General features: G+C 69.3%; 13 protein-coding genes. 3 read left to right on the forward strand and 10 right to left on the reverse strand.

Features of this window, described 5'->3' with window-relative positions:
* Window positions 1-1234, reverse strand: a 1234-nt coding sequence (locus ABZY91_RS16910) for a mobilization protein (RefSeq protein ID WP_355403099.1), incomplete at its 3' end; no start/stop codon positions are given.
* The gene (mobC, locus tag ABZY91_RS16915; RefSeq protein WP_355403101.1) at window positions 1231-1641 is read right to left on the reverse strand and encodes a plasmid mobilization relaxosome protein MobC; all 411 of its coding nucleotides are present in this window, start codon (window positions 1639-1641) and stop codon (window positions 1231-1233) included. The genes mobC and ABZY91_RS16910, both read right to left, overlap by 4 nt.
* 244 nt (window positions 1642-1885) lie before the next feature.
* Here mobC and ABZY91_RS16920 point away from each other — a divergent pair, with 244 nt between their 5' ends.
* Window positions 1886-2206, forward strand: coding sequence for a hypothetical protein (locus ABZY91_RS16920; RefSeq protein WP_355403103.1), 321 nt, complete (start codon window positions 1886-1888; stop codon window positions 2204-2206).
* A gap of 440 nt (window positions 2207-2646) precedes the next feature.
* Here the strand turns inward: ABZY91_RS16920 and ABZY91_RS16925 are convergent, their stop codons facing one another.
* From ABZY91_RS16925 to ABZY91_RS16935, 3 genes are all read right to left on the reverse strand, one after another.
* The gene (locus ABZY91_RS16925; RefSeq protein WP_355403105.1) at window positions 2647-3099 is read right to left on the reverse strand and encodes a hypothetical protein; all 453 of its coding nucleotides are present in this window, start codon (window positions 3097-3099) and stop codon (window positions 2647-2649) included.
* Window positions 3096-3800, reverse strand: a complete 705-nt coding sequence (locus tag ABZY91_RS16930; RefSeq protein ID WP_355403107.1) for a hypothetical protein — start codon at window positions 3798-3800, stop codon at window positions 3096-3098. Before ABZY91_RS16930 ends, ABZY91_RS16925 begins: the two co-directional genes overlap by 4 nt.
* Window positions 3801-3955: 155 nt before the next feature.
* Window positions 3956-4351 carry a hypothetical protein gene (locus ABZY91_RS16935; protein WP_355403109.1) on the reverse strand — a complete coding sequence of 132 codons (396 nt, stop codon included), beginning with the start codon at window positions 4349-4351 and terminating at the stop codon, window positions 3956-3958.
* A gap of 231 nt (window positions 4352-4582) precedes the next feature.
* Between ABZY91_RS16935 and ABZY91_RS16940 the strand changes: the two genes are divergently transcribed.
* Together ABZY91_RS16940 and ABZY91_RS16945 are read left to right on the forward strand one after the other, a co-directional pair.
* Window positions 4583-5827 (forward strand): helix-turn-helix domain-containing protein, encoded by a 1245-nt coding sequence (locus ABZY91_RS16940; protein ID WP_355403111.1) that lies wholly within the window; start codon window positions 4583-4585, stop codon window positions 5825-5827.
* On the forward strand, window positions 5824-6396 hold the full coding sequence (locus ABZY91_RS16945) for a flavoprotein (RefSeq protein ID WP_355403113.1): 573 nt from the start codon (window positions 5824-5826) through the stop codon (window positions 6394-6396). The genes ABZY91_RS16940 and ABZY91_RS16945 overlap by 4 nt, the downstream gene beginning before the upstream one ends.
* Window positions 6397-6588: 192 nt before the next feature.
* Here ABZY91_RS16945 and ABZY91_RS16950 read toward each other — a convergent pair whose 3' ends face one another.
* The 5 genes from ABZY91_RS16950 to ABZY91_RS16970 form a co-directional block, all read right to left on the reverse strand.
* Window positions 6589-7221 (reverse strand): hypothetical protein, encoded by a 633-nt coding sequence (locus tag ABZY91_RS16950; RefSeq protein WP_355403115.1) that lies wholly within the window; start codon window positions 7219-7221, stop codon window positions 6589-6591.
* Window positions 7222-7294: 73 nt separating this feature from the next.
* Window positions 7295-8710, reverse strand: a complete 1416-nt coding sequence (gene dnaB, locus ABZY91_RS16955) for a replicative DNA helicase (protein ID WP_355403117.1) — start codon at window positions 8708-8710, stop codon at window positions 7295-7297.
* 70 nt (window positions 8711-8780) lie between these two features.
* A complete protein-coding gene (locus ABZY91_RS16960; protein WP_355403119.1) occupies window positions 8781-9902 on the reverse strand; it encodes a hypothetical protein in 1122 nt (373 codons plus the stop codon).
* Between the two features lie 533 nt (window positions 9903-10435).
* The gene (locus ABZY91_RS16965) at window positions 10436-10963 is read right to left on the reverse strand and encodes a UTRA domain-containing protein (RefSeq protein WP_355403121.1); all 528 of its coding nucleotides are present in this window, start codon (window positions 10961-10963) and stop codon (window positions 10436-10438) included.
* A gap of 66 nt (window positions 10964-11029) precedes the next feature.
* Window positions 11030-11761 carry a GntR family transcriptional regulator gene (locus tag ABZY91_RS16970; protein ID WP_355403123.1) on the reverse strand — a complete coding sequence of 244 codons (732 nt, stop codon included), beginning with the start codon at window positions 11759-11761 and terminating at the stop codon, window positions 11030-11032.
* Window positions 11762-11920: the final 159 nt, after the last annotated feature.

An 11920-nucleotide genomic window follows, 5' to 3' on the forward strand; every position in this document is an offset into this window, starting at 1 on the left:
CCTGCGCTTCGTGCCAGCGCTGAGCTGCCATGACCGCGGCGACCAGCGCCACCAGAAACCCGAGGACGGCCGCTACGTCGTTGCGGCCGGCCGCGTAGGTGGCGTTGGACAGGGCCTGTGAGGAGGTGCGCGACAGCTCGCGCGCCTCGCCGTCGAGATCGCGTTGTCCCGGTGCCCGCCCGGCCCGCTCGAACTCGATCGCTGCGAGCCTGATCTGACCGCGCACCAGCATCGGGGAGATCAGTGCGGCGACGACCACCAGGTCGCCGAGTGCGGCAACGTCGCCCGCACCCTGGAGCAGTCCGCCAAGGCCCAGCTGTTCGGCTGCCGATCGGACCTTGGCCTCGACCGTCTGCCAGATCTCGGCGGCCGGAATGTCCGGCGCGCTGGTCGGCTTCTGCCAGCGCTCGCGCACGCGCGGCAGCGACAGGTCGTAGGCCAGTCTGCTGCCGGAGAACCACACTGCCCGCTGCCCGCCGTCGCGGTCGCCGGGCAGCGCCACCGAGTAGCCGGTCACGTTGCCGTCGGGGGCGATGCGCTGCTTGACGCGGACGCCGGCGGCTTCGACCTTGGCGAAGAAGTCGGCGTCGCTGACCGCGGTCGCCGCTGCCGTGCGCACTATCCACTGGAGCTCCTCGCGCGGAGTCTGCGACAGTCCGCGTTGGGCTGCCTTCTCCTGCTCGCCCTTCGTCGGCCAGCGCTTCGCGGTCTTGTCTCCGTCCGTCAGCCGACGCAGTCCCCAACGCACCTCGAAACGGCGCGCGACCTGGTGCATCTTCGGGATGTCCTGGCGCAGGTTCGGCCGACGGCCGTCCTGCCTGGCCAGCGTCGCCACGATGTGAATGTGGTCGTCCGCGTGCCGCACCGCCACCCACCGGCAGCCGCGGTCATCACCGTGCGGGACGATGCCGGCGGCGTGCATCATCTCCCGCGCGACCTCCGCCCACTCCTCGTCAGTCAGGGTCCGATCCTCGGGGGCGTTGCGCACCGCGATGTGGTACACGTGCTCGTCCGGGCGCTTGCCGCGCAGCGCGTGCACGGGCGCGTCCAGCAGCATCCCCAGGTCCCCGATGGTGAGGTCCCCTGGGAAGCGCACGGGGTCCTTCTTCACCATCTCCGGGTCCCACGCGGCCACCATGTGCGGGTCGATGTGTTCGTCCCGCCGGCCGGGTCCGTAGAGGTAGAAGAGCAGCCCTGCGGTGTCGCTCCCACCGTCGGCCTTCTTCGGCATCATGATCCGTCGCGCCTCTCGCGCATCACCTGGAGCGTGGCGTCGTCCAGCCGCTTGACCGCGGCCTCCACACGAATGGACACCGCCTCCAACTGAGCCGGGGTGACCGTCCCGCCCGAGTTCAGCACGAAGGCGATCTGGTTGAAGTTGTTGCCGATCCGGCCGAGCTCACCGCGGGACTGGATGAGCTCGGCAAGGACCTCCCTCGCGTCCACCGAGACCGGCACCACGATCTCCTTCGCCACCGCCAGTGCCGCCCGCGCGGCCCAAGCGGCTGGCGCCATTCCCTCACGGCCTGCCGCCTCGTGCAGCACTGCTAGCTCGTTGTCGTTGAACGCGAGATTCACCCGGTGAGATCGCGGTGCATCTGCCTGCCGCTCCCGGCGCCGAACCCGCTGCTTGTCAGCCACCCAACCCCCTACGCTCGTCAACGCCGGTCCGTGCTCGGACCCACTCAACGGCCCAAAGCGAATCGGAACGATCCGCGGGCCGCTGCCGCTTATTGGAACAATAAGCACTAACTCGCTACAGGTAGTTAGCGTCAGAAAGTCTGCTGACCGGCGGCATCAGGGTACGGCGAAAGCCTCTGCCGTCCTGCGGGATTTCGGGTAAACGGCCTGTGCCGCGGCCGGTGCCGGCTCTACGATGCCGAGCATGACGACCGTTGACGATGACTTCATCCAGCAGATGAACGCGATCCAGGCTGCGCGCGCTGCGGCGATCCAGCCGCTCGCCGAGATCCGTTCCGAGCGCAACCGCCTGTTGCTGCTCTTGGCCGCCACCGACGAGCCGTACGCGAAGGCGTACGCCGCGGCTGAGGCCGCCGGCTGGAGTGCCGGGGAGCTCACGACGCTCGGCGCCGAGGCGCCGACCCGTCGGGCGACCGGCCGTCCGCGCAAGGTCGTGGTCAGGAAGCCTGCGAAGAAGGACACGGCGCCCGCTTCCGCCCCCGCCGCTGACGCTGACGCAAGCTAGGGCGAGAGCCGCACTTCGGCGACAACGGCGGGCTGATCAGACCGGCCGAGACATCGGTCGGAGAACAAGGTGAGCGCGGCACCCCGGTTCGGGTGCCGCGCTCACGTGTGTACCGCTCCCTCCCCGGCTGTTCGATCGTCCGGTCGGGCTTCTCCGTGTCAAGGTCGTACGTCCGCTGCTCGGCCTTCGCTCCTTCGTCGCTGCGGCCTGTGCTGCGGGCGCTCCACCTTGACACTCCGGCGCCCGACCTCTTCGACAGCCATACCGGGGAGGGGTCGGGGGGCGGTCAGCGCCTTGGGTCGGCCCGGGCTGATGTCTCCTCGCGGGTGCCGCAACGAGAGCGGCGCGAATGACGCCCCTCTGCCCATGGAAAAGGTCCCGTCTCCCGGTGAACGGGGAGACGGGACCGGCCCGGATATCGACTCGCCAAGGCCGTGGTGTCACCAGGTAGCACTGGCGAAGATCACGGGCGCCACCAACGCGTGCAGCTCGCCCTGGAGCGCAACCGCCGGGAACTCGGCGATGGTGTCGAAGGGGCCCGTCATCAGCATCACCGCGCGGTGGACGTTCGCGGCACGCCGCCAGTCTCGGCTGAGCAGCAACGTGTCCTGGAACCACACCTGGCCACCGGGACGGGCGACTGTCAGGTGCTGCTCGCTCAGGACCGCGGACCACTGCGGGTTCACCTGGGCCGCTTCCGGATCGGCCGACCAACCGTCGGCATCGAGTACCACCCGGAGGGGACTGCGGGGCCCGTGGGGGATCATCAGCGCGGGCCGGCCACGGATGAGCTCGGGCCAGGGGCGGCCGTCAAATCCGCTCGCGGTCACCTGCACTGCACAGGGGAGCATGCGTCCCGGTCGTGCCCCGAGCACGAGGTCGTCGTCGGTCACTGTGTGGCCTCGGGATCGGTGAGGTAGGTCAGCCGGTCTCCGCCGTCGGTCTCGCGGATCGGTGAGGCGGTCAGGATGGTCAGGCGGTGCTCGGCCGGCCTGCTCGGGCGTGTCGAAAGCCTCGCCCAGTTCAGGCCCTCGATCGTGAGCTCGGGGGCCTGGCGGATGGTGTCGGCTGCCAACTGAAACGCTCCGGCCTGGGTCAGGCTCTGACGGTGCAGGGCCGTCAGCGCACCCTCGGGCACGACCGTGTCGGCGTCGAGATAGACGACGACTCTGCTGTTCGTGGCTTGACTGTGAGTCGGGTCGTGGCTGTCGCTGAGCTCGGGGTCGATCGCGGACACCAGCAGCGTCACGCGGTAGTCGGGCAGCGGGTTCCACAGGGCTCCGTGCACGGTGAGCGTGTCGGCGAATCGAAGGGCGTCGGCCGCGGCTTGCAGGGCGTCCGCCTGCGTGGAGCCGGCGCACTCCAGCGCGGTGTAGGCGTTCACGGTCACGTCGTTCTCGCCGAACGCGTTGAGGTAGCTGAGGGCCTTGTGCGCGTCGCCGATGGTCCGCATCAGGTCCTGCCCGATGGCTGAGGAGATCGGGCGCGGAGCTACGGCGGCGGGTCCCTCCGAGGGGCGCATCGCCGGTGTGAGGTCGGGCCGGTGGCCGTCGCCGTCGTGCGGCTCGGCGGGAGAGTTCAGTGTGGGTGCCATGACCGGAACATAGGGTCGGCGGCGGGCTCGATGCCCACGCAAAGTGCGTGGGTTACCGAACGGCGTCCGGGCACAACAAGGTCCCCGGAGTCGGCGGGCGACTCCGGGGACCTGGACCGCGCACCGGCCACGGGGGAACGGCTGGCGGCGGTCGCTCAGGGGGTGGTGACCGGCTCGCCCGCCGACGTTCCGGTCACCGCCCGGCTCAGTGCGGCGAGGCTCCGCCGGGTGCGCTGCGCGTCAGCTTCGAGCAGTGCCCCGCGAAGCTCGGCGGGGTTGAAGAACGGGCTGCCGAACTCGCCTCTGCTGCTCAGCCACGTGGCAGCCTGGTGGCACTGCAACCGGTTGGCGGGAACCAGCAACCAGGAGCCGGTCGAGAGCACTCGCACTCCCGGCAGATCCCGGCATCCGTCCGCGGTGCCGACCGCGGTGCCGACCGCCACCAGGACGACCAGCTCGCGCCGGTCGTAGTCGGCGAGCACCGGGTATCCGGCGTCCAACGGCAGCGTGAGGATGTCCAGTGCGGCGAGTCCGAGCTCAAGGGGCGCCACAACCGCATCCCAGTCGAGCCCGCACGGCGTCAGCACGACGGTGTGCTCGCAAGCGTGACGCATCCGGTGAAGAACCAAGTCGTCCGGCTCGCCCAACGCCGCCCACGGCGGGACATCGGGTGGAGTGAAGTCCGCAGAACTGCCCATCCCTGCACCGTAGGACCGGTACAACGGAATGAGCCCACGCACTGTGCGTGGGTCGTGGTGGTGGTCCCAGCTCGGAGCAGCAGCATGGACAGTCAAGGCATCGGTCGCCGCGTCGCCTACTGGCGGTCGCGCCGACGCATGACGCACGCAACACTCGCCTCGCTGCTGGAGCGGTCGGTGCGGTGGGTGGAGGACCTGGAAGGTGGCCGGCGGCAGAGCGACCCGCGGCTCTCGGTGCTGGAGGCCATCGCGCGCGTTCTCCAGATCGAGCTGGGCGCGCTGCTCGCCGATGCGCCCACTGCGCAGTGCGCTGACGCGGTAGAGCTGGCGCAGATCCGGGCGACGCTCCAACGTCATGATGTGATCACCGGAACGGCTGGCGCCGACTGCGCCGACCCTCTCCCGGTGCACGTGCTGCGTGCCCAGCTCGTGCACGCGCGCTCCGCGTTCCAGGCCGGTCGGTTCGGCTTGGTCAGCCGGTCCGTCCCCGAGCTGCTGGTGACCACCAACACGGCCGCGGCCCTGCTGTCGGGCGATGACCAGCTGACGGCCTACCAGCTGCTCGCCCTGACGCTGGAGCTCGCCGAAGCCGCCGCGATCAAGGCGGGCGACACCGACCTGGCGACCGTCGCCGGCCACCGGGCGGTGGCTGCTGCTGAGCGCTCCGAAGACCCGGTCATCATGGCGTCCTCGGCGCGCCACCTGGCCGACGCCATGACCTGCCACGGCCAGCCGGAAGCGGCGGTTGCCTTCGCGCTGGCCGCCGCTGCCCGGCTCGCGCCCGCCCTCCTTGCGCGCGGCGGTACGCCTGCGGCCACCAGCGTGCTCGGGATGCTCTACCTCAAGGCGGGACTGGCGCAGGCCGCGGTGGCGGAGTCGCTCGGCGAGACCCCCGCGGTGGACGCGGTGTTCGACCTTCTTGGTGAGGCCGACGGGCACGCGAGTCGGTTGGGCCGGCGCGACGGCAACGAGCTCTGGACCGCCTTCGGCACCACCAACTGCCAGCTGTACCGGGTGGCCGCGCACGTGCAGCTCTTCGACGGCGCCGCCGCGGTGGCGGTCGCCACCGAGATCCCGCCGCCGGCGACCGCGGCTTTGCCGCGCGAGCGCCGTGCCCACCTCTGGGGCGATCTCGCCCGGGCGTACACACAGGCCGGCCGCTACGAGGATGCCGTCACCACCCTGCTGCGTGCCGAAGACGAAGCGCCGGAGGAAGTGCGCTGCAGGCCTCGGACCCGGCTCCTGGTGGAGGACCTGCGACTGCTGGCGGGCAGCTCTGGCCAGGGGCGCTTGCGCGCACTGGCCGGGCGCTGTGGACTGCCGCAATGAGTCGCACTCTCTACATCATCGGCTGTGCCGCCCCGCCCGCCCGCCGGATCGCCGTCGGCATCCGCGCCGCGCAAGCGGCCGGCTGGGACACCTGCCTGGTCCTGACCCCGTACGCCTACCGGTGGCTCACCGAAGACCCCGACCCGGCGCTGGAGTTCACGCTCGACGCGCTCACCGAACTGACCGGGCACCCGGTGCGTCACCGGTACAAGCTGCCCGTGGAGCCGGACGTGCTGCCGCCGGCGGACGCGTTCCTGGCGGTGCCGTTGACCTTCAACACGATGAACAAGTGGGCGGACGGGCACTCGGACACGCTGGCCGTCGGTCTACTGACGGAGGCCTTCGGTCTCGCGCACCGACCGCCGGTCGTCGCTCTGCCGCACTGGAACGATGCTCAGGCCGCCCACCCGGCCGTCGAGCGCAACGTCGGGGTGCTCCGCGCGGCCGGCGCCACCGTGCTGCTGGGTGGTGAGGACGGCTTCGTCCCCCATCCGCCCGGCCGGAGCAGGCCGGATGCGTACCCGTGGTCGGCGGCCGTCGCTGCGCTGCCGACCCTCGTGTCGGACTGACGTACCGACAGCTCACCGCCCGACCCGGTCGGCAAGGCGCCCACCGCGGTGATCGCCACGGCCACCGTCCCAGGCCGCAACGGGCCCACCAGGGGCGCATGAGGGCCCCGGCGGGCTCCACGATCATCGTGGAGCCCGCCGGGGCCCTCTGTCGCCGCACACGACCGCGGCTCGACCGCCGGCCGCGGTCGCCTACTCGATCGGCTCGAAGTCGGCGCCGCACGCCCGGCACATGATCCCGCCGAGCTCGAACATCCCCGGGGTGACCCACATGGTCCGCGGGACGCTGCAGGAGCATCCGACCTTGAGTCGCTTCCCCGCGCGGGTCGGCGTCAAGACGCGACCGACCTGGTCCTCGGCGAACAGGCCCTCCTCCGCGGTGCTGGGGACGACGGGGGTCGCCGGGCCGGGGATCGCGGAGAACTCGAGTACGGCAAGGGCGAACGCGTACTTGTCCACGGTCGCGTCCGGCAGCGTGACCGCGGCGAACCCGATGCGGTTGGTCGGCTTCTTCGGCGCCGTGAACCCGAGCTCCACGGCAAGCTGCGCGAAGTAGTGGTTGTGGTACCGGCCGCCCTCGCTGCTGGTGTCGCGCAGTCCGCGCTTGGCTGCCAGCGCGTGCACCGCCTCGTGCAGCAGCGCGAACAGCAGCTCGCGCGGCTCGCCGTGGAGAGCGGCGCTGCTGACGTAGAGCTCTCCCACGGCAGTGTTGCCGGTGCTCCAGCGGCCGGACGTGAACTGGGCGAGTTTCGCCGACCGGGCCGGACCGGTGACGGCGACGACGGTCGGAACGTCCGGGTGGTTGCTGCGGATCTCGGCCCACATCGCCTCAAGGTTCCCCGCGATTCGGGAGCCGTGACCGGGTGAAGTGCGCACGGCAGAGCTTGACATGTCCACGTCAGGTCACATCCTTGGTCATGTCGACAAAGCGCGAGTAGTGACCCTGGAAGGCCACCGTGATCGTGGCCGTCGGCCCGTTGCGGTGCTTGCCGACAATCAGGTCGGCCTCGCCGGCGCGGGGGGACTCCTTCTCGTACGCGTCCTCCCGGTGGATCAGGATGACCATGTCCGCGTCCTGCTCGATCGCGCCGCTCTCACGAAGGTCGGAGACCATCGGCTTCTTGTCCGTACGCAGCTCCGGGCCGCGGTTCAGCTGGGCAACAGCAATCACCGGCACGCCGAGCTCCTTGCCCAGCTTCTTCGCCGCCCGGGAGATCTTCGTGACCTCCTGCTGCCGGTTCTCGTACCGACCCGCGCCGAACTCAACGAGCTGCAAGTAGTCGATCACGATCAGGCCGAGCCCCTGGGGCGTCATCGCCTGGCGTCGGGCCTTCGTGCTGATGTCCATCATGGTCAGGCTCGCATCGTCGTCCACGACCATCGGGGCGGCCGAGATCCGCGGGGTGCAGTTGCTGACGCGCTGCCAGTCCTCTTCGGTCATGTTGCCGGTGCGCATGTGGTGGAGCGCGATGGTGCCCTCGGCCGACAAGATCCGCATGTGCAGCTCTCGGCGCGGCATCTCCAGGGAGAAGAACATGGACGGGAGACCGCGGCGGATGCTGCACTCACGGGCAATGTCCATGGCTACGGTGGTTTTCCCCATAGCTGGCCTCCCGGCAATGACGATGAGCTGGCCCGGCTGGAGACCATCCGTCAGAGCGTCCAGATCTGCGTACCCGGTCGGGATGCCGGAGATCTCGCCCTTCTTCCGCTTGCCCCTCGCCTCCATCCAGTCGAGCGTCTCGTCCAGGCCCTCGCCCAACGGCTGCTCGGTGCCCTTGCTCCGTTGCTCGGTGATGGCGTAGATCTCGGCGCCGGCCGCGTTCACGATCTCGTTCACGTCGCCCTCGGCGGCGTAGCCCATGCCGGCGATCCGGGTGCCGGCCTCGACCAGCCGGCGCAGCACCGCCTTCTCCCGGACGATCTCGGCGTAGTACGCGGCGTTGGCGGCCGTCGGCACCGAGTTCACCAGGGTGTGCAGATAGCTGGGGCCGCCGACCCGGGTGATCTCGCCGCGCTTGGTCAGCTCGTCGGCCACAGTGATCGGGTCGGCCGGCTCGCCGGCGGCGTAGAGATCGAGGATGGCGAGGTGGACCAGCTCGTGCGCCGGGCGGTAGTAGTCGGCCGCCTTGAGGCCGCTGTCGCTCACGTCGCCGATCGCCGACTTCGTCAGCAGCATGCCGCCCAGCACGGACTGCTCGGCCGCGAGATCCTGCGGGGGGACTCGCTCGAAGTCGCCGCTGGGGGCCTGCTCGGTGTAACTGTCCCAGCTGCTGTCATCTGACTCTGCGGGCCTGGGTGCGACTACGCTCATGGGTGATCTCCTGTTCGAGGTCATGGCGGCCGGGCCTTTCCACGGGTTCCCCGGCCGCCGGTTCTTTTTGTCAGGCGGCGACGGCGTTGGCCGGCTGGCCGGCCGGGCAGCGATACGGGCCGCGCGCGTTCACCGGGTCCTTGTAGTGGGTCGGGACCGGGGCGTACGGATCGCAGTCCGCGCACTTCGCCAGGGTGGTGCTTCGCTGCGCCGGGAGCTTGGGCTCGGCGGGGGCGCCGAGCTTCTGCGCACCGGTGGCGCCGTCCAGGCCGCACCAGGAGGCCTGAGTCGAGCCCATCCACCGGGCGAGTTCGATCAGCCAGGGGATCGACTTGCCCTTCGCGATCAGGCCGGCAGCCGAAGCGTCGAACTCCTGAGCCGCTCCCCGCCTGCGGTGCGGGCCGAAGCCGGCTTCGATTCGGGCGGTCACCCAAGCTCCGCGGATCTGATCCAGTGCACCTGCGGCAACACCCTGCTCGGCCTTGCTGGCAGCCGGGTCCGGCTGTTGATCTTGCGGCGCAGCGATCTTCTCTTCTTCGGTGACCGTCGGGGCAGCGGGGTCCACGTGGGCACCCGGTGCGGAAGAAGAAGAAGGGACTGAGTTAAAGGACAGAGTTGGGGTGCTTGAAGCACCCGGGTTCGGTGCTTCAAGCACCCGGGTGCTTGAAGCACCCGGGTCAAAAGCGGACGAATCGTCACTATTCAGGTGGGGGGTGCTTGAAGCACCCGGGGTGCTTGAAGCACCCCCCTTGGGCTTGTCGGCACCACGCTTCGTGCCCTTGTCGGCGCGGGGCTTGCGCTCGGGCGCGGCCAGCAGATCCGGCCGTCCTTCGGGGGTCAGCGGGCCGAGACCGCGTTCGGCGCGTTCGGCGTTCACCTTGGCGAGTTGGCCGGCGCCGTAGTAGGAGTACGGAATCAGGAGGTCGTAAACTTTCGGCCGCTTGTACTCGGGGATGTGCGCCGCGGCGCGCTGGTCGCCCTCGCGGATCACCCCCCGGTCCTCCAAGGCGTTGAGCCTCCGCGTGACGACGGACTTGTCGCACAGTGCCGAGCCGGCGAGGGTGTTCCTCGACTTGTAGGCGCTGGTGCCGTCGGAGTTAGCGTTCTGGGCCATGCTCACGAGGATCAGCCGCTCGTAGGGGTCGGCTACGGGGGAGTGTTCGAGAGCCCACTCGATGGCGAGGAAGCTCACCGGGCGCCTCCGGGAGTGAAGCCGAAGTCCGCGGTGTACAGGCTGTGGGGCAGCCGAGCATGAAAATCGCCCTCAAGGGGCGTGGGAACTTGCGTAAGACCGGGCAACGCGGGCATCCTTTCCCGCGTACGCAACGACGGCCGCACCCCCAGTTGGGGGCGCGTCGCCCCGGTACACCCGAGCGAGGAAGGGCCAATGGCCTAAACTCATCTGCCCGAGTGCCAGCCGGGGGTGTTACCGTCGATTTGTACGCTTGTGGACCATTGGCCCGGCACACTCGATCCCCATCGAGCCGGGCCTTTGGTGTATCTACAGGTCATTGTGAGCGAAGGTCACGCTCAGCGGGTCGAAGGTTACCGCCAGTCCAGGGTTGGTAAGCAAGTCGGCGCGCCGGAATGGGTGTACTGACTTTATGACGCTGGATCACCGCTCGAAAAGCTATATCTAGTGGAGCTCTCCGGAGAGAGGCCCTAGATGTGGTGATCCGAGCCGCGGGTTCCGGGGGAACTAGCCCCCCGGAACCCGGACGTCTGTCAGGCCACCTTGCGGTGCGTCAGGTTGTGCTCGGTGACGACCAACTCGGTTACCTCGATGACGCGGCCGTCCTGGTCGCGGGTGACCCGCAGGACCAGAGAGACCGCGGCAGGGTTCGGCAGGTCGAGACGCTCGCGCTGCTCCGCGTTCGCCAGGGCCGGCCGAGAGTCCTCCGTCTGGCTGATCGTGAGGCCAGCCTCCTCGAAGCGCGTGAGCATCCCGCCGGGGCCGGTGCTCTCCTGGCGCAGGATCGGGATCAGGTCAACGATCTCCGATCGGAACCACGAGCAGGCCGTCTGGAGCCGGACGTCGCCGGCCAGCATGAGGCGGTCGCGGACGAAGGTCTCGGTGCCCGGCTCGACCCCGAGCAACTCGGCGATGTGGGCGGGGGCAGGCCGGTCGTCCAGCTTGGTCGTGACGGTGGCCTGCATGCCGGCATCCTTCACGTCGGCGTAGAACCCGCGCTCGGCGCCGTCCGTCGGCCCGGTCAGGTTGGTGCCCAAGCGCTTGATGTTGAATTCGGTCATGGTGGTGTCCCTTCCTTGGGAAGTTGCTGTTGAGGTGTGATCCCGGCGTGTGAAGTCCGCAGGGAGCTAGCTGTCGAAGACCAGCGAATTGCGTCCAGTCATGACGATCTGGGTGACTTCAAGGACACGGTCATTCTGGTCTCGGGTCACCCGCGTGACTCGCAGGACGGCCGCTGGAGCGGTGAGGTTGAGCAGCTTGCACTCGTCCAGCGTCGCCAAGGCGGGGAAGACCACGTTGCGTTGCTGGATGGTGAGTCCGAGGTCCTCGAAACGCTGCAAGTACCCGCCAGGGCCCGTGACCTCTTCCCGCAGGATCGGGATGGCCTCGGATATGGCGGGGAGGAACCAAGTGGCGGCGTGCTGGTAGACCAACCCGTCACCCTTTTGGATGCGGTCACGGACCAGGGTCCGACTGCCGGGTTCGACGCCAAGGAGCTCGGCGACCGCTTCCGGTGCAGGGCGATCTTCGATCGTGGCCGCGACCGAGTAGGCGATGCCTGCTGCCGCCATATCGGCCGGCAGGCCGCGGGTCTCGCCCGGCGTCATCAAGCTCGAAGTCAGCCGCTTGAGCTTGGCCGTGTCGTTCACGATCGTGCCTCGACGCTTCCGGACACTCAGGAGCCCTTCGGCCTCAAGTTGGCCGTAGGCCCGACGGACGGTGCTCTCCGCGAGACCCACCTGAGCAGCCATGTCGGCCTGCTTCGGCATGGGGTCGCCAGGTGCATAATCACCCGCTTTGATCTTCTCTCGCAGCTCGGCTGCGAGGTTCTCCCACTTGGGGCTGTTGGCGGCGTTCACGGCGGGCCTTTCGGTATGACGTGCCGTCACCATAGCCATAACCGCGACCCGAAGTCCAATAAGCACGTGGTTATTGACGACGTGTCACAGGCTGTGCCAGAGTCGTCCTTGTCGCCAGCCGGACCGGGACGCGACCCCGGAAGGGCAGGTCGATAGATG

The organism is Kitasatospora sp. NPDC002965 (assembly GCF_040611255.1).
Taxonomy (GTDB): Bacteria; Actinomycetota; Actinomycetes; order Streptomycetales; family Streptomycetaceae; genus Kitasatospora.